The organism is Martinezella dioscoreae (assembly GCF_009176305.1).
Lineage (GTDB): Bacteria > Pseudomonadota > Alphaproteobacteria > Rhizobiales > Rhizobiaceae > Rhizobium > Rhizobium dioscoreae.
In genome coordinates, this window is record NZ_BLAJ01000004.1 from 51,410 (window position 1) to 73,480 (window position 22,071).

The following is a 22,071-nucleotide window of genomic DNA, read 5'->3' on the forward strand; positions in this document are numbered from 1 at the left end:
TGTTGTCATTTGCGCCGACGGACGCTATCTAATGGATCACTGATCCGATTCATAACCGGATCACCGATCCACATATATGGATCACTGATCCATTTAGCAAGGTAGTCCATGCGAGCCGACGCGGAAAAAAATCGCAGCCAAATTCTCACCGTCGCGCGTGACGTTGTCGCCGAGCATGGTGTGGACGCGTCGATGCGTGACATTGCCCGCCGGGCCGGCGTCGGCTTGGCCACGCTGCTCCGTCATTTCCCGACGCGGGAAGCGTTGTTCGAAGCGCTGCTGTGTACCCATCTGGACGCACTGACCCGGAGGGCAGCCGAACTCGAACTGTCGACTTCGGCCGACGAAGCACTTCTCTCCTGGTTTCGAGAATTGGTGGAATTCACCCAAAGCTCTAGGGGCGTTGTCGCCATGATGGCGGCCGCTCACACGAACCCCGACTCCGCCCTTTATGCCTCGTGCGCGGCCGTGCACGCGGCGGGCGCGCGACTACTGCTGCGTGCCCAGGCCGAGGGAACGGCGCGCCCCGATATGAATGGGGACGACCTGTTTGCCTTGATAACGGCTCTCGGCTGGGCGGTCGATCAACCCTCATTCGCGCCACGGGCGGATCATCTCGTTCACCTCGTGGCGAGCGCCATCCTGACACATTGGCCTCGCGATGATGTGAAGAAGGCAGCGGGTTGAATAAGGTCCGGGCACTTTTCCTCAAATTGCCCATGCAACGAAGCGGACTGGATCGCCGCCTGGCACAAAGCCACGCCTTTGAGTAGCGGAAACCTGACGCGGCCGCGCGAACGCCATGAAATGCGGCCGCCAACCCACATGATTTCTTGTGATCGGAAGGGGAGTGGACGTCTGCACCGCTCCATGCGGCGGACGCCAGATAATGCTGGCGGGAAGGATTGCTTTCGCCTCACGCTAGAAAAACTGCCTTTGGATCTTCGGGTTTCGACACGATCATTTCCGCGACGGGACTGGTGCCCGGTAACGCCAATTTTCGGAGCGAGCAAATGTCGATCAATCGCCGTCACTTCAACCAATTGCTGCTCCTTGGCGGCGCGGGTCTTGCCTGGGGAGGCTCTCCGTCATGGGCAAGCGCCGCGGAAACGCCGGTGAGCGGCGGAACCCTGAACTGGGCCTACTATCCCGATCCGACGGCGCTGATCGCGATCAACACGTCCTCCGGTACGGGCCAGGCGATCGGACCGAAGATCAACGAGGGACTGCTCGATTTCGATTACGATCTCAACCCGAAGCCGCTTCTGGCGACGTCATGGTCGGCAAGCGACGATGGTCTGCGCTACACCTTCGCGCTTCGCAAGGGCGTCAAATGGCACGATGGCAAGGACTTCACCTCCGAGGATGTAAAGTTCACCATCCTTCGCCTCAAGGAGGCGCATCCACGCGGGCGCATTACGTTCCAGAACGTGACATCCGTCGAAACGCCCGATCCGCTCACAGCCGTCATCGTTCTGTCCAAACCGGCTCCCTATCTGATCTCCGCGCTCGGCAGTTCGGAATCACCGATCGTGCCGAAGCATGTCTACGAGACCTTCAAGCCGAGCGAGCAGCCGACCCTCGCGCAGACGATCGGCACAGGTCCCTTCATCCTGAAGGAATGGGTGCCTGGCAGCCATCTGATCTTCGACCGTAACCCGAATTATTGGGACGCGCCGAAACCCTATCTCGACCGCGTCGTCCTGCGCGTCATCCTCGATCCAGCGGCAAGGGCCGCGGCTTTGGAGACGGGAGAGATCGATATTGGCGCGAATCCCGTGCCGTTATCCGACATCGAGCGGCTGAAGGCCAATACCAACCTCGTTGTCGACACCACGACCTACGCCTATTCCGGGCCACAGCAGCAGCTGTTCTTCAATTATGAGAACGAGATTCTCAAGAAGAAGGATGTGCGATTGGCGATCGCGCATGCCATCGATCTGCAGAAGCTCGTGGACATCGCCCTCTTCGGTTATGCGCAGGTCTCACCGAGCCCGATCAGCACAGCCTTGCCGAAATGGTACGATCCCAGCATCAAGGCCCGCGTGCCCGATCCCAAGCTCGCCAACAGGCTGCTCGACGATGCCGGCTATCCGCGCGGTGCCAATGGCACGCGCTTCAAGCTGCGGCTCGCCTATAATTCATTCCTGCAGCCCTCCTATGCCGACTTCATCAAGCAGTCGCTTGCCGCGGTCGGCATCGATGCCGAGATCCTCAAGCTCGATCTCGCCACCTTCCTGAAGACGGTCTATACGGATCGTGCATGGGATCTGGTGATCGAATCCTTGTCCAACACCTTCGATCCGACGCTTGGCGTACAGCGCGCCTACTGGTCGAAGAATTTCAAGATCGGCCTGGTCTTCTCCAATGCCAGCCACTATTCAAACCCGGAGGTCGACGCGGTTCTTGAAGCGGCCGCCATCGAGCCGGACGAGGCCAAGCGCCGGCAGCTCTGGTACAAGTTCCAGCATATCATCCACGACGACGTGGTTTCCGTCGATCTGGTGGCGGCAGGCGCGCAGATCGTTGCCAACAAGCGCGTGAAGAATTTCGCGCCCGGGGCACAGGGCATCAACAACAGTTTCGGCCAGATATGGCTGAGCCCGAATGCCTGAACAGGTAGGCAGGGCCGATTGTGAACGGGAGCTGGCTTATCCAGGCCGGTTCAATGCGTTCCTGGCCGCGATCGCGCGGATCATATGGCTTTGCGGTGCGTGCGCCCGGGCGGTGATCGCATCGCGATGATGGCGTTCAAGCTGGAAGTCGCGATTGAGGCCGGGATTGCCGGCGAGCTCCAGCGCAAGACTGGTGACCGCGACGGCGTTGTCGATGACGACATGGCGAACATGCATGCCGTCCATTCCCACCGGCCGGCCGGCATCGACATCTTCCCCAAGCGAGCGCAGCAGCCGGGCGTTCGTCGCAAGCCGCACCTCGATTTCACCGAGGCCGTCCAGGACGCGCGGCACCGTCGCGATTGGTGCGCCAAGACTGGCAGGGCTATGCGTGCTAGCAAAGCCAAGAACGCGGTCCCGCGCTGCTCTGGCAACGCCATGATAAACCGCACCGATCAAGCCGAAGAAGAAGGCGGCGGCATGCTCGTCGCGGCGGATCGGTTCGCTGGCCGGTTGCGCCTCGATGAGATCATCGAGCGGTACCGATACATCTTCGAGAATGATGTCATCGCTCGCCGTGGCGTGCATGCCGGCCGCATTCCAGCTCTTCTCGATCCGCAAGCCGGCGGCATCGGTCGGCACCAGAAACGAAGCAAGGCGCGGTTCCTCCTCGTCGGTAACGGCCAGAAGCGACACCCATTTCAGCACGGGCATGCCGGTCACATAGCTCTTATGGCCGGAAATGCGCCATCGATCGCCGTCACGGCGCGCGATCGTCTCGGGCAGGGCACCATGGGCGGGCGAACCGATGCGCGGCTCGGCTTGCGCATTGTTGATCAGCGCCACGCCCTGCCTGTTTGCCGACAGGACGCGCTCCGCGAGATGGCGGGGCCATTTGCCAAGGCGGCGGATAGTAAAATGCGAGGTGTAGTGCATGGCGAGCACCAGCGCGGTCGAGGGTTCACCACGGGCGATCTCGCTGATGATGGCCTGCGCCGATGTCAGGCCCTCGCCGTGGCCGCCATGATCCCGGTCGCTGACGAGGCCGAGCAGGCCGGCATCGAAAAGCCGGTCGAAATTCTCGAAAGGGAAGGCGCCCGTTGCGTCGTGATGCGCGGCCCTCCTGGAAAAGTCCTCGGCAAGGTTTTTCGCCTTGCCGATCAGATCATCAATGGTCTCTGTCATTTCGTTACAACGTGGTTCAGGCGACGGCGCGTGTGGCGAAACCCTCGAGGTGACGGCGGTCCACCCATTCGCCAATATCGAAATCGCCGGCCAGGAAGCCGAAGTCGCGCAGGAAATTCTTGTAGTGTTCGACTGCGCTGACGAGTTCCGGTTCCAATCCCAGGCCGAGATGGCGATGGATCTCCGGCCCATTGGCGGCAAGAACCTGCTCCTCCGTCGCTCCGGACTCACGCGCCACGAAGCGGCGGGTTTCTTCCGGATGGGCTTCCGCCCAGGCGCCTGCCTTGAAAATCGCGTCGATCAATCTGCGCACGAGATCGGGACGCTCGTCGGCCAATCGATCATCGACGGTCAGCACGCGCGGCGAGCCGGAATTGATGCGGATTTTCGGATCGGGATGAAAACCGAACTCGGCGACCTGCACCGCGCCGATGAGATTGGCGACATTGATACCGGCGGTTCCCTTGACGTAGATCGCGTCCACATCGCCGCGCAGGAGAGCGGCAATCTCCTCGCCATAGGCCTGTCGGCGCTTAAGACCGAAGAGGGAGGGGCCTTCCTGGCTGGCGAGCACGGAATCGGTTAGCGCGATCTCGACGATCTCAACATCGTTGATGGATAAGCCTTCGAGCGACAGGGCCGAGATCAATCCCTTGAGCGCCGTGGCACGCATGAAATCGACGATCCCTTCGGGGCGGCGGGCGATGCCGAAGCGTCGGCCCTCGAGATCCCTGGTCGTCTTGATGCCGGTTCCCGGCAGTGTGATGATCGCCTGAAACTCATCCGTCCAGGTAATGCCGACAAGGCGCGTGCGCCGGCCTTCGGAGCGCGCACGAATGGGCGGCACGTTGCCGCCATGGCGGAAGGACCAATCGAGCGTATGGTTGAAATGGCTCTGCCGGATGTTGCGATCCGGAGAGTCGATAATGGATTTCAGCGTGACGCCTTCGCCGCGAAAACCGTCTTCGAGATAGCCGAGCTGCGCTGCAAGGCCCACAGGGGTCGGAACGGGGCAGCGCGTGTACCAGATTTCGGAAATGGCATTGCTGGTCATGATCGTTCCTTTCAGTGGCGCAGGCCGGCTTGTTTCATCAGCGGCAGGACATCGCTGCCGAAGAATTCGAGATCGTCGCGGAAATCGAAGAAGCTGAGCTGCAGGCCGTCGATCCCGGCCGCCCTCAGCTTGACGAACTGGTCGACCACCTGCTCCGGCGAGCCGATGACACGGATGTTACCGCCGATGAAGCGATAGGGATCCTGTGCGTCGCGACCCTTCCAGGCATGGGCGTCGGAATCCAGCGACTGGAAGCCCTTACGGGAACGCTGGTCGGCATGGGCGACGATCCGGTCGGCGAGTTCCCATGCCTCCTTCTCGGTCGGACGGCAAATGACCATCGGATTGAGCAGGGTGCGCACGTTGCGTCCGACATCGGCGGCGGCATTCTTCACCTTCTTGCTATGAGCCGGAAGGGAGGCGAGGGCACTGTCGATGTCAGCACCGGTCGGGCTGGTGATGAAGACGATATCCGAGTAGCGCCCGGCAAAGGCGATACCGGCATCCGAGCCGGTGGCGTTGACGAGGATCGGCCGACCGAAATTCGGTTTTGGTGTCACGTAGCCGCCACCGAGTTTCCAGCTGCTTTCACCTTCGAAGGAGTAGTTCTCGTCGTCGCTCCAAAGCCGCTGCACGACCTCGAGAAATTCCGCCGCGAGCTCATAGCGCCTGTCATGCTCGATGCGCTGCCAGCCGAACATTTCGTGCTCGACGGCCCTGTGCCCGGTGACGACGTTGATGCCCCAGCGGCCGCCGGTGATGTGGTCGAGCGTGGCTCCGAACTTGGCAAGGTGCAGCGGATGCCATGGACCATAGAGAACATGCATTGTCGAGATGAGCATGATCTTCTTGGTGAGGCCTGCGAGCGCTGCGGTCGAAACGAAGCTGTCGAGTGCGTGACCGTCGAAGACACCGCCATAGCCACCCTTGGGAAGCCATTGCGACAGGGCGAATACCAGATCGAAACCCAGTTCCTCCGCGCGCAGCGTCAGCGCCTTGTTGTAGTCGAAGCGCCAGTCGGTCGAGCGTTCGAGGGTCGACTGCGTCCAGCCGCCGGCCTGGATCGGCAGGAAGAGGCCGAGCAGAACGGGTTGTTTCAGTGCCTGTGACAGCGGGCTATCTGGAAAATCGGTAGGTGCTGCGAATTTCGGCAGGCCCACGATGGAACCGGGACGGTGCTGGATGGACATGGCGTTTCCTTGCTTTCGGTGCTTCAGGCGGTTGCGATGTAGGCATGGGCAAGGCTGCCGGCGATGCCTTCGCCGCCGAGCGTGTGGTCGGCGATACGCTTGTTGTAGATGGTCAGTTCCGGCTGGCTGACGATGTCGAGAGCAGGCAGATCCTCGACGAGGATCTTCTGGATCTCGCGCCATTGCTCGACCCGCTTCTGGGGATCGACCTCGATGGCGGCGGCCTCGAGAAGGGCGTCGACCTTGGGGTTGCTGTAAGCCGAGCCATTGGAGAAGGGCACGCCCGGCTTGAAGTTCTTGCTCCAGTAAAGCCGCTGCACGCCGACCGTCGGGTCGAAGAGATTGCTCATTCCCTCATAGGCGAAATCGAAATCGCGATCGGTGTAGATGCGCTTGGCGTAGGTCGCGAAATCCTGGCTGCGCACCGTCACCTCGACGCCGACCTTCGCGAGTGCCTGGCGGATATATTCCGAGCCACGGCTGTAGGGTTCGCCGCTCGGCACATAGTCAAGATTGAGGCGCAGGCGCACACCGTCCGAACCGCGCGGATGGCCGGCCTCGTCGAGCAGCTTCTCCGCCGCGGCAAGGTCGATCGGATAGGTCTTGAGATCGGCGACAAACCATTTCGCCAGATTGGGATTGATCGGGCCGGGGATCGGTTCGCCATAGCCGTAGTTGATGGTGTTGCGGATCACCTTTCGGTCGATGACATGCGCGAAGGCCCGCCGGACGCGGATATCCTTGAAAACCGGCCTTTCCAGGTTGAATTCGATACGACTGACGCCGTTGGAATATTGATAACCCCTTGTTTCGAAGGCGAGGCTCGCCACGTCCTTGAGGCGATCGAGATCGCTCAAGGGGACGGGCGTCGATGGCGCCAGATCGATCTCGCCTGTTTCGATCGCGATCGAGCGCGCGGCGGCGTCGGGAATGAAGCGGACAATCAGCTGGTCGAGATAGGGACGCGGCTGATCCCAGTAGTCGGGATTGCGCTCGTAGACGATATGGCTGCCGCGCACCCACTCCTTGAACTTGAAGGGGCCCGTGCCGACTGGCGCCAGATTGACGGGATTTTCGGCGGCCTTCGTGCCTTCATAGAGATGGCGGGGAACGATTGGCGATTCCGATGCGGCGAGCGCGGTAATCAGATAGGGAGCCGGTTTGGACAGGACCAGGATCGCGGTCAAGGGATCGGGTGTTTCGATGTCGAGGAGGTTCAGAAAGGTGTTGCGTCCGCGCGGGTGGACATCCTTGAGCGTCCTGATCGAGAAGACCACGTCATCGGCGGTAAAAGGCTTGCCGTCGTGCCATTTGACTCCATCGCGCAGCTTGAAGGTGTAGCGTAGCCCATCATCGCTGATGGACCATTGCTTGGCCAGCAGCGGCTGTGGGTTAAGATCGAAATCATAGGTCAGCAGCCCCTCTGTTACCTTCGGGGAGACATAAACCGAGTTGAAGGCCGTATGGGCGATCGTCGTCAGGACCGGCGGCTCGGCCGAAAGCAGAAGCGTCGCGGTGCCGCCACGTGACGGAGCCGCATGGACGGCTGTTCCCGTTACGGCGATCGCACCGAGCGCTGCCGACGAGAGCAGGAAACTCCGGCGTGTAATCGTGGAAAGTCTGGTCATCTGAAGTTGCCTCACCCGTCTAAACTCGTGTTGCCGTGTCTGAACTGCCGTTGGTTTTATGTTCTCGAAGGGAGCCGTTCTCGTAGGTTGCTTTATTGCCTCGTGCTCACTTCTTGGGAAAATTGATGCGTAAATTTTATCTTTCTGCAAAGATTTTCTAATTTACCTCATTGATCTGACAAATTTCGGAAATATCTACCAATAACGATTTGACAAAACCTACAGATTTAGTCAACTACTATTGCGATGCAGCGCTCGGAATTTCGGTGGCGCTGCCGAGGAGTTTCGATGTCGGCTTACATGCGGATAGGAAGAACGCTACGTCGGACGGCCACGCAGGCGGTGCCGACGATACTTGGCATCGTCATCCTGAATTTCTTCCTGCTTAAGCTGGCGCCCGGCGATGCGGCTGATGTCATGGCGGCCGAAGCCGGGTCGGCAACGGTCGAGACGATGGCGGCGCTGCGTGAGCGCTTCGGCCTGGACAATCCGATCCTCGTGCAGCTCGCGAACTATTTGAACAATCTCGCGCATTTCAGCCTCGGCTTTTCGCCGCGCTACGGCATGCCTGTCGCCGATCTGATCGGCCAGCGATTGCCTGGTACCCTGACGCTGATGGTGGCCGCGCTCGCCGCCGCGATCGCGATCGGTCTGATCCTCGGATCGCTGATGGCAACATTTGCCGGGCGGCTGCCGGATCGGTTGATCTCGATCATCTCCCTCCTCTTCTATTCGATTCCGGGTTTCTGGATCGGGCTGATGTTGATCCTGCTGTTTTCCGTCAAGCTCGGATGGCTGCCGAGCGGCGGCGACAGCACCATCGGTTCACGGCTCACCGGCCTGCCGGCGCTGCTTGACCGGGCGCGCTACATGGTGCTGCCGGCCATATCGCTCGCCCTCTTCTACCTGGCGATCTATGCACGGTTGACACGCGCCGCCATGCTGGAGGTCAAGTCACAGGATTTCGTTCGCACCGCGCGGGCGAAGGGCGTCTCGCCCTTCATGTTGACAACCCGACACGTGCTGCGCAACGCGCTGATCCCGATCACGACCATGGCCGGGATGCATTTCGGCGGCATGCTCGGCGGCGCCGTCGTCGTCGAGACGGTCTACAGCTGGCCCGGCCTTGGACGGTTGGCTTTCGAGGCCGTCATGGCTCGCGACTTCAGCGTTCTGCTTGGCATCCTTTTGCTCTCGTCACTTCTCGTCATCATCGCCAACGCTGCCGTGGATCTTCTACAAGCCTGGCTCGACCCGCGGATCGGAGCAAGCCGATGAAAGCGCAGGAACTCAAGATCTATGCGGACACGGCGCGTGATTTCAGTGCCGAGGAGCCCGAAACAGCGGCAAAGGCCGCGCCCGTTCCCGAACGCCGTTGGACCCACATCCATGCGCCCGATGCCCGCACGACGGCTGTTTCGGCCCCGCGCTGGCAAGGGCGTCGGCGTGAGCTCAGGATCTTTCTTTCCAACCCCAACGCGCTCTTCGGCATCGCTGTCCTGGCGGCAATCGTGTTTGCGGCCCTGCTTGCGCCGATCCTCTATCCTGGTGATCCCCTGGAGATGGTGGCGCGACCCTTCCTTTGGCCGGGCCAAAATCCGGTCTATCCGTTGGGAACGGATTCCATGGGGCGTGACGTGCTGGCGGGCATTCTTCATGGTGCCCAGATTTCGCTGACCGTGGGCATCGCCGCGACCCTGCTCGGCCTGGGCGCCGGCGTGACGATCGGCGCGCTTGCCGGCTACTTCGGTGGCGTCGTCGATGACCTCCTCGTCAAGCTCATCGAGATTTTCCAGACCATGCCGAGTTTCGTCCTGCTTGTCGTGCTGGTTGCTATCGCACAGCCGACCACGACGACGGTGACGATCGCGATCGCGCTCGTCAGCTGGCCGACGGTCGCGCGCCTGACGCGCGCCGAGTTTCGCGGCGTAAAGGAGAAAGACTATGTTCTCGCCGCCCGCAGCCTCGGCTTCGGTCATGCCCGCATCATTTTTCGAGAAATCCTTCCGAATGCCTTGCCGCCGCTGATCGTCACATCATCCGTGATGGTGGCGAGCGCGATCCTGATGGAATCGGCGCTTTCCTTCATGGGGCTTGGCGATCCCAATCGTGTCTCCTGGGGCTCGATGATCGGCGCGGGGCGCGATGTCATCCGCACGGCCTGGTATCTCACCGCCTTGCCGGGCCTTGCCATTGTCTTCACGGTTCTATCGCTCAATCTCATTGGCGATGGCCTGAACGATGCCCTTAATCCGCGTTTTTCGGAGGAGCGTCGATGACGGGACTTCTCGACGTTCGCGATTTCTCGGTGGGTTTCGGTAGCGCTCAGCCCGTCAAGGGCGTCAGTTTCACCGTGGCGGCCGGCGAAATGCTGGCTGTTGTCGGCGAGTCGGGCTCGGGCAAGTCGCTGACCGCGCTCGGCCTCATGGGGCTCCTGCCCCGGCACGCCAAGACGGCGGGCGAAATCCTGTTCAACGGCCGCGACCTCCTGAAATTGCGCGAACGGGAGATGCGGAGCATTCGCGGGCACGACATCGCCATGATCTTCCAGGAGCCGATGACGTCGCTCAATCCCGTGCTGACGATCGGCGCCCAAATCGTCGAAGTCCTGCGCATCCATGAAAAACTGAGTGGCAGGCAGGCGCGCCAGCGCGCGATCGACCTGCTGGATCTCGTGAGCATTCCAGAGGCGGCAAAACGTATCGACGACTATCCGCACCAGCTTTCGGGCGGCATGCGTCAACGCGTCATGATCGCCATCGCGGTCGCCTGCAGTCCCCGGCTCCTGATCGCCGACGAGGCGACCACGGCGCTCGACGTCACGATCCAGGCACAGGTGCTGCAACTGCTCGATCGCCTGCGCGGTCAGCTCAACATGGCGGTCATCCTCATCACGCACGACCTCGGCATCGTCGCGCAATGGGCCGACCGCGTCGTCGTGATGTATGCGGGGCGAAAGATCGAGCAGGGCCTGCCCGGTGCCTTGTTCGAGACGCCGTATCATCCCTATACGCAGGGGCTGCTCGCGGCCTCGCCGCGATTGAAGGCCGACTATCATTATCGCGATGGGCCATTGACGGAAATTCGCGGCTCGATCGTTTCGGCGACCGGCGAACAGGGCTGTTCCTTCCGACCGCGCTGTCCGGTGGCGCGAGCGGCCTGCGGGCAGTCCGTGCCGGCGCTCGTCGAGGTGTCGGCCAGCCGCGAGGTGGCCTGCCCCCATGTTCCAGGCCTTACGGAGAAAGCCCATGTCGCTTCTGTCGGTCGATAGGCTTTCCACGCATTATCCGGCCGGGGCCGGAACGGTGCGGGCCGTGGATGACGTATCGCTCGAGATCCTTGCGGGCGAGACCGTGGCGCTGGTCGGCGAATCCGGCTGCGGCAAGTCGACGCTCGGCAAATCCCTGATGCGCCTCGTCGATCCAACATCCGGGCGTATCGCCTTCAAGGGGCGCGATGTCGCCGCGATGTCGGGCAAGGAGTTGCGGTCGATCCGCCGGCATATCCAGATGATCTTTCAGGACCCGTTCGCCTCGCTTAATCCGCGCCAGACGATCCGCTCGATCCTGACGGCGCCGCTCGCCGTCCATGGCATCGGTGATCGCAGGGGCCGGGACGCCATCGCCGCCGCGATGGTCGCCCATGTCGGCCTGCCGGCGGATTCGCTCGACCGCTATCCGCATGAGTTTTCCGGCGGCCAACGCCAGCGCATCGGTATTGCCCGCGCGCTGATCCTGCAGCCGGAGCTCGTCATCTGCGATGAGCCCGTTTCCGCGCTCGATCTGTCGATCCAGGCGCAGATCCTCAATCTTCTCGTCGAGATGAAGACGGAGCTTTCGCTTTCCTACCTCTTCATCTCCCATGACCTGTCGGTCGTGCGCTATTTCGCCGATCGCGTGCTGGTCATGTATCTCGGCCGCATCGTCGAAAGCGCACCGACGGCAAGGCTCTGGAGCGATGCCAAGCATCCCTACACGCGCGCGCTGCTTACCGCCGTGCCTGATCCGTCGCGGCGCAAGCAGGCCGCCCCGATCACAGGCGATCTGCCGAGCCCGCACAACCCGCCATCCGGCTGTCGCTTTCATACGCGCTGCCCGCTCGCAACAGACATCTGCCGGAGCGACGATCCGGTCTATCGGCAAATCGGCAGTGGCCACATGGTCGCCTGCCATCACGCACAATGAAATGGAGAAATGACATGGTCGACTATCGCTATCTCGGGCGTAGCGCCCTGAAGGTATCGCCTCTCACCCTTGGGACGATGATGTTCGGAGGGCCGACGCCTGACGACGTCGCCTTCCGCATTATCGACAAGGCCCGTGACCAGGGCATCAATTTCATCGACACCGCCGATGTCTACCATGATGGCAAGTCGGAAGAGGTCGTCGGCCGCGGCATCAAGGCAAATCGCGATCATTGGGTGCTTGCGACGAAGTTCGTCAACTCGCACAAGAAGGGCCCCAATCTCGGCGGTCATTCGCGCAAATGGGTCATCGAGACGGTCGAAAATTCGCTGCGCCGTCTCAACACCGACTATATCGACATCCTTTATTTCCATCGCGCTGTCTTCGACGCGCCGTTGGAGGAGCCGGTGCGCGCGATCGCCGATCTCATCCGCGCGGGCAAGCTGCGCTACTTCGGCGTCTCGAATTTCCGCGGCTGGCGCATCGCCGAGATCTCGCATCTCGCCGATCAGCTCGGCATCGATCGCCCCGTTGCAAGCCAGCCGCTCTACAACATCGTCAACCGCACCGCCGAAGCCGAGCAGCTGCCGGCTGCCTATCATTACGGTCTAGGCGTCGTTTCCTACTCGCCGCTGGCGCGTGGCGTGCTGACGGGCAAGTATGAGCCGGGCAAGGAGCCCGCTGCTGATACCCGCGCCGGCCGCGGCGACAAGCGCATTCTTGAGACCGAATGGCGTCCGGAATCGATCGCCATTGCCAAGGAAATCGCCGCTCACGCCGCCGCCAAGAAGGTCACGCCGACTGAATTCGCGATCGCCTGGGTACTGAACAACAAGTTGATCACCTCGGCGATCACCGGTCCACGCACGCAAGAGCATTGGGATAGCTACATCCGTGCTCTCGACGTCAAGCTGACCGCCGAGGACGAAGCTCTGGTCGACCGTCTGGTCACGACGGGCCATCCATCGACCCCGGGGTTCAACGATCCGAGCCACCCGGTCGAGGGTCGCGTTCCCGTCAGCGCCGCCCGCGACAATGAAAACGTCGTGCCGCTTGCTCGCGCCGTCGCCTGATTGCCAAGCCTAGAGCCCCGCTTGAGCGGGGCCGTTCCCTTCCGGCGCAAAGAGCCTCTTCATGCCCATGACAGTTTCATCAACCGCGCCCTCCGTACCCGTTGAGACCAATCGCACGACGTTGCTTGCAAGAATACCCGATCTTGCCGCGGAGATCGCAAAAGGCGCTGCGCGTCGAGACCTCGAACGCGAGCTGCCCCATGAGGCTTTCAAGCTGTTCAAGGAGGCCGGCCTTGGCGCGTTGCGTATACCGACGGCGCTTGGCGGGCCGGGCGGATCGGTGCTCGATTATATCGAGATGGTGATGACGCTCGCCGCGGCCGATTCCAATGTTGCCCACGCGCTCCGCAGTCATTTCAACTTCACGGAAGCGCTGCTGCTCAATCCGCACAGTTCGGTCGATCGCACGCAGCTTGCCCGCGTCCTTAGCGGTAAGCTCTTCGGCGGCGCTCATACGGAGCAGGGGACGAAGCGTCCTGGTGATGTCACAACGCGGCTGACGAAATCCGGCGAGAGCTACAGGCTCAACGGGCGCAAATGGTATGCGACCGGCACGGCATTCGCCGATTTCGCCTCCTTCAGTGCCAAGGATGATGACGACCAGCTCGTCAGCGTGCTTTTACCCATCGACCGTAAGGGGATCAGCATCCTCGACGATTGGGACGGCATGGGTCAGCGTCTGACGGCAAGCGGTGGCGTCCTGCTCGATGACGTGGAAGTGCTGCCGCACGAGATTTCGAGGCGCGGGCTGAGCACGCTGGTCGGCAGGCACACCTCGACCCTACGTCAGCTGCATCTTGCCGCCTCGATGGCGGGCGCGGTCCGCGGCGCGCTGACAGAAGGCACCGATTACGTGCGCAGGCAGGCGCGTTCGGCAGCCCACAGCGCCGCCGAGACGGCCAATGCCGATCCTTTCGTCCAGAAGATATTAGGCGAGATCGCAGCAAACTCCTTTGCCGTCGATACGCTGATCCGCGAGAGCGCTCGCGCGCTCGATCGGACGGCCGCGACCTTCGCAGGGGATGATCCGCGGATCTTGGAGACGGCTTTGGTCGAAAGCGCGCTGACGACGGCGCGCACCCAGATCGTCGCATCGCAGCTCGCGCTTACCGCCGCGACCAACGTCTTCGAGCTCGGCGGCGGGTCGGCGACGTCGCGCCATCTCAATCTCGATCGCCATTGGCGCAACATTCGCACGGTGCTGAACCATAACCCTTTGCTGCACAAGGCGCGGGTGGTGGGCGATTACTACATCAACGGCACCACGACCCATCTGGAAGAAGGCAAGGTCTTCTGAGCCATGTACATCGACCCGCATTCCCACCAATCCGTCGTCATTATCGGTGGCGGCTTTGCCGGTGCGCTGACCGCGATAAAGCTGCTCGACAAGACGGAGGTACCGCTTTCGATCACGATATTGGAGCCCCGCGAGGAGCTTGGGCGTGGGGTCGCCTATAGCACGACCGAGGCCGTGCATCTCGTCAATGGCCCCGCCGGTACCTTTTCCCTTCATCCGGAAGAGCCCGACCATCTCACTCATTGGCTGGCGGAGAACGCGTTACGTTACGGCTGGGCACCGCCCGCCGATATCGCAGGCAGTTTTCCGCCGCGCCACCTTTATGGAACCTATGTCCGCGATGAGTTGCGCCGGGCGAAATCGACAGCACGCTCCGCATCGACATTCCGGCATGTCAGGGCCATCGCGAGCCATCTCGTTTCCGCTCCACACAGGGTGGAGATCACGACAAGTGCAGGCGAGACTATCGAAGCGGACGAGGTGGTTCTGGCCCTCGGCGTCTTCCAGCCCGATCTTGCGCGACAGGAAGCCGCCGTCGCCCGTCATCCAGGTTTTGCGGCATCTCCGTGGGATGCCGCAGCTCTCGATCGGTTGGTGGAAGCAGACGAAATCCTGCTCATCGGCTCGAGCCTGTCGATGGTCGATGCGGTCGCAAGCATGGAAGCGCGAGGCTTCCAGGGCCGCTATCAGGTCATATCCAGGCGTGGTCAATTCATAGAGGATCGGCGCAATGTCGCGCTGGAGCGTGATTTCCTCGCAGAGAGACCTCTACCGACCACAGCGCGGTCCTTGCTCTCGATCGTCAAGGCCGAACGTCGCGCACTGGCGGCCGAGGCCAAGGATTGGCAGGCGCTGCCGCTCGCCATCCGGCCCTACATTTTGCCTTTGTGGCAAAAGGCTGACGATGTCGAGAGAGCGCGGTTCGCACGTCATCTGCGGGCATTCTGGGATGTTACGGCGCATCGCGCCGCGCCTGACAGCTATCGCGCCGTCTCCAAGGCGATTGCCGATGGCAGGCTCCGGCACGGGACCGCGCGATTGCTTTCCATGAAGCCCGCTGGCCGCTTGATCACGGCGACGTTGAAGACGCGTTCGGGTACCGAGTCCCATTCTTTCGGCGGCGTCATCGATTGCCGTGGCCATCAGTTGCACGACTGGCGACGCATTTCCGATCCCTTCGTCAGGAGCCTCATCGAAAGCGGAGAGGTTCGCCCGCACAGCACCGGTTTCGGCATCGATGCCACGGAGCAAGGGGATGTCATTTCGGAAGAGGGGCGTGTTCACCGCAACATCAGCGCCATCGGCCATCCGCTGCGCGGCGTTGCCTGGGAGTCTAGCTCGATCTCGGAGCAACGAGCGCAGGCGATTGCGCTGGCCGATCGTATTCTCGCCAAACTGACGCCGCTCGCCCGTGCCGCCTCGTAATCCGACATAAAGGAAGGGGGCGCCGCATCGCCCCCGCAAGCAGAACGGGCTGCTTTTAGTGTCAGCCTTCGCCCTCCTTGATATAGACATCGGCGAAATTCGATTGCACGCCTTCCGCGCCGATCGTGTGGTTTTTGACGCGCTTATTGAAGACCGTGACGTTTTCGAGCGAGATCAGATTGATGACGGGCAGCTCATCGGCGATGATCTTCTGGAAGTCGTTGAATTCCTGCTTGCGCTTTGCCTCGTCGACTTCGATCGAAGCTGTCTCGAGCAACCTGTCGACCTCCGGATTTTGATAGTGGCTGGCGTTGGAGAAAGGCAATCCGAGCTTGAAGTTCTTCGACCAGTAGATGCGCTGCACGCCGAGCGTCGGATCGAACTGGTTGCCGAGATATTCCGCCGTGAGGTCGAAGGCGCGCTCGGTATAGACCTTCTGGATATAGGTCGAGAAGTCGTAGGAATCGATCCTCGCGTCGATACCTATGCGAGCGAGGTTCTGCTTCAGATATTCGGCGACGCGTTTGAAGCCTTCATTGTAGGAATTGTGCGTCAGGCGAAGCGCAAACCGAGTGCCGCCGCCGTTTCGCTTATAGCCGGCCTCGTCCAGCAATTGCTCCGCCGCCTTGAGATCGAAGGCATGGGGCTTGATCGCGGCATTGAGATATTGCGGCAGGAAGGTGCTGATAGGCGTTGGCGAGACGTGGCCATAGCCATACCAGACCGTATTGAGGATGACGTTGAGGTCGATGGCATGCGCGATCGCGCGACGCACGCGGACATCCTTCAGGTATTCATTATCGAGGTTGAGGATGAGCTGCGTCTGGTCGCCCTTCGTCTCGTAGCCGCGGGAATCGATGCCGATATTCGGCAGCGCCTTGATGCGCTCGAGATCGGCAAGCGGAATGGGATTGTCGCCACCGAGATCGAACTCTCCGGTCTCGAAGCCCGCCGCGCGGGCGGCGCCATCAGGCACGAAGCGAACCACAACCTGGTCGAGATAGGGTTTGCCGGCATCCCAATAACCGGGATTGCGCTCAAGGATGATATACGAGCCGCGCACCCACTCCCGGAAAACAAAGGGACCGGTACCGATAGGGGCGCTACCGTTCGGATTGGTCGGAACATCGGCGATCTTGACACCTTCGTAGATGTGTTTCGGCACGATCGGAGATTCGGCCGCGTAGAGCGCTTTCAAAAGGTAAGGCGCTGGCTTGGAGAGACGGAATATCGCCGTCAGGGGGTCTGGCGTGTCGACCGCGATGACGTTGGCGAACGTGCCTCGTCCACGCGGATGAACCTGTTTCAGGAGCTCGATCGAATAGGCGACATCGGCCGAGGTAAATGGCTTGCCGTCGTGCCATTTGACGTTGGGTCTAAGCTTGAACGTATAGGTGAGGCCATCTGAGGCCACCGACCATTCGGTCGCAAGCTGCGGCTTCGCCACGAGACCGAAATCATAGGTAAGCAGCCCCTCGGTGATCTTCGGACTGATCTTCTGCGTGCCGCCAGCGGTATGGGCGAGCGCCAGGATGGTAGGCGGTTCGGGTTCGACGATGAAATTAAGCGTGCCGCCGCGCGGCGGTGTTTCGGCCGCGCGCATCGCGGCGGTTGGCAGAAGGGTTGCTGCGGTCGACAGCAGAAGCAATTGGTTGAAACGGCGGCGGTTGATGGTCATTCGCTTTCCTTGCCGGTTGAACGGATCGGTCCTTCGGTGAACCGCTGGCGGAGATGTCCGCGATCGGCGCATCTTCGGGCGCCGGGCGGGTAAAACGGAAGAATGTTTTTCTGATCGCCCGCGAAAGAAAAGCTTCGCCGGATCGCCTGAAGCGGGCCGGTCAAATCTTTTGTCCATTAAAAATATAGACTATTTCGCATTTTTAGTTTTTGCTTCCCCCACGCCGTCTGGGCATGGAAGAAAATATCCATCCGCTCACCGGTAAACGCAAAGCGCGTTCTCGTCTTGAGATGGCCGATTGTGCTGCAATCGGCTAATGAACACGATTGCCGACACTCGGAGAAAACCCATGCAGCCGACCTTGGCGCGGCTGCCGCCATTGACTTCGTTGCGCGCCTTCGTGGCGACAGCGCGGCACCTGAGTTTCCTTGGCGCCGCCGAGGAATTGCACGTCACCTCGGCGGCCGTCGGCCAACAGATCCGGCTTCTGGAGGACTATCTGGGGCAGTCGCTGTTTCACAGGGTCCGCGGTCAACTCCAGTTGACGGCTGCCGGCATGGCACTTGTACCGGGACTGACAAATGCGTTCGACGTGGTTCTGGCGACGATGACGCAATTCATCGCCAGCGATCACGATCTTCCGATCCGCGTATCGGTCGCGCCGTCCTTTGCCAGCAAATGGCTGATCCCGAGACTGGATGGTCTGAGGCAAGCAGCCCCTGGCCTGGAGATTCTGGTCGATGCCTCGACGCATTTGACCGATTTGAATAAAGGCGACACGGATTGCGCCATCCGTTATGGCAGCGGCGTTTATCCCGGCCTTGTCGTCGATCACCTTTTCTCCGAGGCCGTCGTGCCGATCTGCAGCCCTGAATTCGCCGAGCGGCATTGGCTGTGGAACGGCCCGCGGGCGATCGAAGGGGTGCCTCTCTTGCACGAGGATGGCGCGGAGCATGATCATTCCTGCCCGGATTGGAATGGCTGGCTGCGTGCCGAAGGACTATCCCTGCGTTTGCCACAGGGCGGCTTCCGCCTCAGTCAATCATCTCTCGTCATAGATGCCGCATTGGCGGGGCAAGGACTTGGTCTTGGGAAAATCCGCCTGGCGGAGGCCGAGCTGAAGGCGGGACGTCTGGTGACGCCCTTCGGCGGTTCGCAAGCCGTGAGCTTTTCCTATTTCTTCGTCACGACGCCGGCCAAGGAGCGCCTGATGCGCGTCGAACTGTTCCGCAACTGGCTGCGGGCAGAGGCCAAGGTCGTGCGGACGATCGGCGAGATCCTGTCGCGCGATATATTGCGCGGGCTCGACATTGCCGCCGCCGAATAGCCGGCCGATTATTTCAGTCTGAAGCCGAGGCGGCGAGCCGCCACGCCGAGAAGGTGTCGTCCCTTCAGGGCTTCGACGGATCCGATCCTGTTTTTCACTTGCACCGTCCACTCAATGCGCGGCATGCGCTGTTCGGTCTGAAAGTCCTGCAGGACCGTGTTGTAATGTCGTAGGTCCTCCGACCGCCGGCGGTGATCGTAGCGTTCGCTATGGAGCACGCTCGTTTGCGGTAGCCGCGGCTTGACGGCGGCCCGTATGGCCGGGTCGGGATAGCCGACCGTCAGGCCGAAAACTGGAAAGACACCCTCCGGCAATTCCAGCTCACGCGCCACGGTCTCCGGGTCGTTGCGGATGGCGCCGATATAGCAGGTGCCGAGACCCTGCGATTCCAGGGAGACGACGGCATTTTGCGCCGCGAGCGCGGCGTCGATGACACCGAGCAGGAAGCTTTCGACATAGTCGAGGCCATCGGCGGCTGAACCCTGGTCCGCCGCGATGCGGCGTGGCCTCGAAAGATCCGCGAGCCAGATCAGCAAGAGCGGCGCCTGCGTGATCTGCCTCTGTGTTCCGGCAACGGCATTCAGCTTTTCCTTGCGCGTATCGTCCCTGACGGCAATGACGCTCCAGGCCTGCAGGTTGGACGAGCTCGGCGCCGATTGGGCCGCGGCGACCGCGAGGTGGAGAATGTCGTCCGGAACCGGCTTTGGCAGATAGTCGCGCACGCTACGATGGGACAGCAACGTTTCGATCGTCTCATTCCAGTCGGCGCCGATATGATGGCTGTTGCGATAGCGCTCGCCGACGAGAGAGGCGAGCCGATCATCGTCGGGAAGTTTCGCCGTCGTTGCTGATGTCATGCTGTTTCTCCTTTATTCGGCGGCAACGGCATAGGGGTTGGCCGGCCGGGAAAGGCCGAGATGGTCCCGTAGGGTATGCCCCGTATATACTTTCCTGAACAGGCCGCGGCGGCACAGGATGGGCACCACCTCGTCCACGAAGACCTCCAGGCCATGCGGCAGCACATCGGGCATCAGGTTGAAGCCATCGGCCGCGCCCGCCTCGAACCATTTTTCGATATCATCGGCAATCGCGTCGGGCGTGCCGACAATGGTGCGGTGTCCGGTCCCGCCATTCAAGGCGCGGATGAGGCCGCGTACGGTCAATTTCTCGCGCTGGGCAAGAGCAAGCGTTGCCCGGAAAAAGGTATGCCCGCCGTCAGCCGGCAAGGGAATATCGTCGGGCAGGGGCTCATCGAGTTTCAGCTTGCCTGGATCGACCTGCAGGACGCCGGACAGGCGCGCAAGGCTGTATTCCAGCGGAATGAGGTCCCGCAGCTCCTCTTGCCGTCGCCTGGCCTCCGCCTCCGTGCTGCCGATGATGGTGGCGAGGCCGGCGAGCACCAGCAGGCTGTCGGGCGCGCGGCCATGGCGGGCGGCCCTTGTTCGGAGGTCGCGCGCGTAATCGAGCGACTCCTCCAGGGATTGCGAGGCTGAGAACACCGCTTCAGCGTGCCTCGCTGCCAACCCCCGCCCATCATCCGAGCCGCCGGCCTGCACGATGACGGGATGTCCTTGTGGCGGGCGTGGGACGTTGTGCGGGCCATGAACGGAAAAATGCTTGCCGCGATGTGCGATCGCATGGACCTTGTTGGTATCGACGAACCGGCCGCTTTCGACATCGCCGATGAAGGCATCTTCCTCCCAGCTGTCCCATAGCGCCTTGACGACCGATGCAAATTCCTCGGCGCGCTCATAGCGGCCGTGATGCGCGACCGGCTTTTCCAGGCCGAAATTCCGGCTTTGCGAGAGATCGGCGCTGGTGACGATGTTCCAGCCGGCGCGGCCGCCGCTGGCGTGATCGAGGGTCGCGAAGCGGCGAGCGATATTGTAGGGCTCGTTATAGGTGGTCGATGCGGTAGCGATCAGGCCGATATGCTCGGTATGGGCCGCCACCGAGGCCAGCACGATGGTCGGCTCGAGAGACGTCAGCGGGCGGAAATCGACGCGATCGGAAATGGCTGCCTGATCGGCAAGGAAGATCGCGTCAAAGGTACCGCGTTCGGCGATTCGAGCGACATTGATATAGTGATTGATATCGAAGGACGCGCGCGGATCACTTCCCTGCATACGCCACGCCGCCGGCGAAAATCCTGAGTGCAATATGTTGATGTTGAGATGAAGTTCGCGTTTTCTGCTCACTGGAATATCCCCGGTTCGGGAAACTCGCCGTCGAGGAACCAGGTCCCGACATTGCGGGTCTTGTATTCGGCGGGGTTGTGAAGCGTGTGGATGCGCACGTTGCGCCAGAAGCGATCAAAATCGAGTGGCCTGACGGCGGATCGTGCACCCATGACCTCGAAGATCTCGCTCGTCACCTCCAGCGCGACGCGTCCGGCAAGCACATTGGCGGAGGCGACCGCGATCGCCGCTTCACCGCGCTCCTTCGCCGTCAAATCGTGTCCCTTCGCATAAACGGCATCAACCGCCGCCAAAGCCCGGTCGGCAAGCGCCGTTGCCGCCTGTACCTTGATCCACAGCTCGCCATATTGCCTCTTGATCCATGGATCGTCGGAATGGCGCTCGACACCGGAATAGATCCAAGGCCGCGATTTCGTGACGGTATAGTCGCGCGCCGCTGCCAATGCTCCCTGTGCGGAGCCGACAAACACGTTGAGGAGCACGCTCTGCTGCTGCAATGGTGCCAATAGGGCGATCGGATCCTGCGGGCGCTCCGGCAGGATCTCTTCGTCGCTGATCTCGACATCCTTGTAGAGAACACGGCCGCTCCCGGTCTGCCGCTGGCCGATCCCGTCCCAATCGTCCGTGATGGTGATGCCGTTGCGGTCGGCCGGTATATAGGCAAAGCTCCGCTTGTTGGTGTTCTCGTCTTCCCAGGCGACCATCAGATAGTCGGCGACATGCGAACCCGAGGCGAACGGCCTGAAGCCGTTGAGGATGACCTTTTCCCCTTTCTTTCGACCGAACAGACTTTTCGAGAAACTGTTCGTCGTGTTGCCCCAGAACCAGCGACCGGTCGCGGAGCGGCGCAGGATGTCTTGGGATCGCTCATCGCGGAGCGTGGTAACGGCGTTTTGCAGCGGGCTGAAATGATAGCCATAGAGATGACCGAGCGAACCGTCTACCTTGGCGAATTCACGCACGATGCGCATGGCGGTGGAGTAGGGTTCGCCGGCACCGCCGAATTCCTTCGGGATGACCAGATTGACGAGGCCGCTCTCCTTCAGGAGCCTGATCTGCTCGGCGGGCCTGCCGCCAGATTGATCTCTCTCGATGGCATCGAGGGCAAATATATCTCGAAGCTCCACGGCTTTGGCGAGATGGGGATTCGATTGATCCGCCTCGAAAAGGGAGGGTGGAGGATAGGGTGGCTCGAAGCCATCTGGTTTCATGGTCAT

The 22,071-nt window shown here is 61.5% G+C and carries 18 protein-coding genes; 10 read left to right on the top strand and 8 right to left on the bottom strand.

All coding sequences use genetic code 11. The annotated features are described in order from the left end of the window. Positions 1–108 precede the first annotated feature (108 nt). Both GDN47_RS17525 and GDN47_RS17530 read left to right on the top strand, forming a co-directional pair. Positions 109–687, top strand: coding sequence for a TetR/AcrR family transcriptional regulator (locus tag GDN47_RS17525; RefSeq protein WP_145321165.1), 579 nt, complete (start codon positions 109–111; stop codon positions 685–687). A 326-nt stretch (positions 688–1,013) separates the two neighbouring features. Then, entirely contained in the window at positions 1,014–2,615 is a 1,602-nt protein-coding gene (locus tag GDN47_RS17530) for an ABC transporter substrate-binding protein (RefSeq protein WP_145636443.1), read from the top strand. A gap of 36 nt (positions 2,616–2,651) precedes the next feature. On the opposite strand, the gene GDN47_RS17535 is transcribed toward GDN47_RS17530, so the two are convergent. The 4 genes from GDN47_RS17535 to GDN47_RS17550 are packed head-to-tail and all read right to left on the bottom strand — an operon-like array spanning position 2,652 to position 7,672. Further along, positions 2,652–3,800 carry an acyl-CoA dehydrogenase family protein gene (locus tag GDN47_RS17535; protein ID WP_152093912.1) on the bottom strand — a complete coding sequence of 383 codons (1,149 nt, stop codon included), beginning with the start codon at positions 3,798–3,800 and terminating at the stop codon, positions 2,652–2,654. Between the two features lie 16 nt (positions 3,801–3,816). Continuing rightward, positions 3,817–4,854 carry an ABC transporter substrate-binding protein gene (locus GDN47_RS17540; protein WP_145636447.1) on the bottom strand — a complete coding sequence of 346 codons (1,038 nt, stop codon included), beginning with the start codon at positions 4,852–4,854 and terminating at the stop codon, positions 3,817–3,819. Positions 4,855–4,865: 11 nt separating this feature from the next. Further along, complete coding sequence (locus GDN47_RS17545; RefSeq protein ID WP_113388819.1) at positions 4,866–6,044, bottom strand: LLM class flavin-dependent oxidoreductase; 1,179 nt, start codon at positions 6,042–6,044, stop codon at positions 4,866–4,868. 23 nt (positions 6,045–6,067) lie between these two features. Further along, complete coding sequence (locus GDN47_RS17550) at positions 6,068–7,672, bottom strand: ABC transporter substrate-binding protein (protein WP_145636449.1); 1,605 nt, start codon at positions 7,670–7,672, stop codon at positions 6,068–6,070. Positions 7,673–7,960: 288 nt separating this feature from the next. Here GDN47_RS17550 and GDN47_RS17555 point away from each other — a divergent pair, with 288 nt between their 5' ends. The 7 genes from GDN47_RS17555 (at position 7,961) to GDN47_RS17585 (ending at position 15,651) form a co-directional block, all read left to right on the top strand. After that, positions 7,961–8,950, top strand: a complete 990-nt coding sequence (locus GDN47_RS17555) for an ABC transporter permease (RefSeq protein ID WP_113388817.1) — start codon at positions 7,961–7,963, stop codon at positions 8,948–8,950. Further along, positions 8,947–9,951, top strand: a complete 1,005-nt coding sequence (locus GDN47_RS17560; RefSeq protein ID WP_152093913.1) for an ABC transporter permease — start codon at positions 8,947–8,949, stop codon at positions 9,949–9,951. The genes GDN47_RS17555 and GDN47_RS17560 overlap by 4 nt, the downstream gene beginning before the upstream one ends. Next, positions 9,948–10,943 carry an ABC transporter ATP-binding protein gene (locus GDN47_RS17565; protein WP_113388815.1) on the top strand — a complete coding sequence of 332 codons (996 nt, stop codon included), beginning with the start codon at positions 9,948–9,950 and terminating at the stop codon, positions 10,941–10,943. The genes GDN47_RS17560 and GDN47_RS17565 overlap by 4 nt, the downstream gene beginning before the upstream one ends. Continuing rightward, positions 10,921–11,856, top strand: coding sequence for an ABC transporter ATP-binding protein (locus tag GDN47_RS17570; protein ID WP_145321181.1), 936 nt, complete (start codon positions 10,921–10,923; stop codon positions 11,854–11,856). Before GDN47_RS17565 ends, GDN47_RS17570 begins: the two co-directional genes overlap by 23 nt. Positions 11,857–11,870: 14 nt before the next feature. Continuing rightward, positions 11,871–12,929, top strand: a complete 1,059-nt coding sequence (locus GDN47_RS17575) for an aldo/keto reductase (protein ID WP_113353474.1) — start codon at positions 11,871–11,873, stop codon at positions 12,927–12,929. A gap of 61 nt (positions 12,930–12,990) precedes the next feature. Then, a complete protein-coding gene (locus tag GDN47_RS17580) occupies positions 12,991–14,226 on the top strand; it encodes an acyl-CoA dehydrogenase family protein (RefSeq protein ID WP_145636457.1) in 1,236 nt (411 codons plus the stop codon). Between the two features lie 3 nt (positions 14,227–14,229). After that, positions 14,230–15,651, top strand: a complete 1,422-nt coding sequence (locus GDN47_RS17585) for an FAD/NAD(P)-binding protein (protein ID WP_152093914.1) — start codon at positions 14,230–14,232, stop codon at positions 15,649–15,651. Between the two features lie 61 nt (positions 15,652–15,712). On the opposite strand, the gene GDN47_RS17590 is transcribed toward GDN47_RS17585, so the two are convergent. After that, positions 15,713–17,329, bottom strand: coding sequence for an ABC transporter substrate-binding protein (locus tag GDN47_RS17590; protein ID WP_152093915.1), 1,617 nt, complete (start codon positions 17,327–17,329; stop codon positions 15,713–15,715). 316 nt (positions 17,330–17,645) lie between these two features. Between GDN47_RS17590 and GDN47_RS17595 the strand changes: the two genes are divergently transcribed. Then, positions 17,646–18,656, top strand: coding sequence for a LysR substrate-binding domain-containing protein (locus GDN47_RS17595; RefSeq protein WP_145636461.1), 1,011 nt, complete (start codon positions 17,646–17,648; stop codon positions 18,654–18,656). An 8-nt stretch (positions 18,657–18,664) separates the two neighbouring features. Here the strand turns inward: GDN47_RS17595 and GDN47_RS17600 are convergent, their stop codons facing one another. From GDN47_RS17600 to GDN47_RS17610, 3 genes are read right to left on the bottom strand one after another with little or no spacing between them, the layout of a single operon-like run. Next, positions 18,665–19,513: an NADPH-dependent oxidoreductase gene (locus GDN47_RS17600; protein WP_113395172.1), complete on the bottom strand. Its 849-nt coding sequence runs from the start codon at positions 19,511–19,513 to the stop codon at positions 18,665–18,667. Between the two features lie 12 nt (positions 19,514–19,525). Beyond that, entirely contained in the window at positions 19,526–20,854 is a 1,329-nt protein-coding gene (locus tag GDN47_RS17605; protein ID WP_152093916.1) for an LLM class flavin-dependent oxidoreductase, read from the bottom strand. Then, the gene (locus GDN47_RS17610) at positions 20,851–22,071 is read right to left on the bottom strand and encodes an acyl-CoA dehydrogenase family protein (RefSeq protein ID WP_145636464.1); all 1,221 of its coding nucleotides are present in this window, start codon (positions 22,069–22,071) and stop codon (positions 20,851–20,853) included. The genes GDN47_RS17605 and GDN47_RS17610 overlap by 4 nt, the downstream gene beginning before the upstream one ends.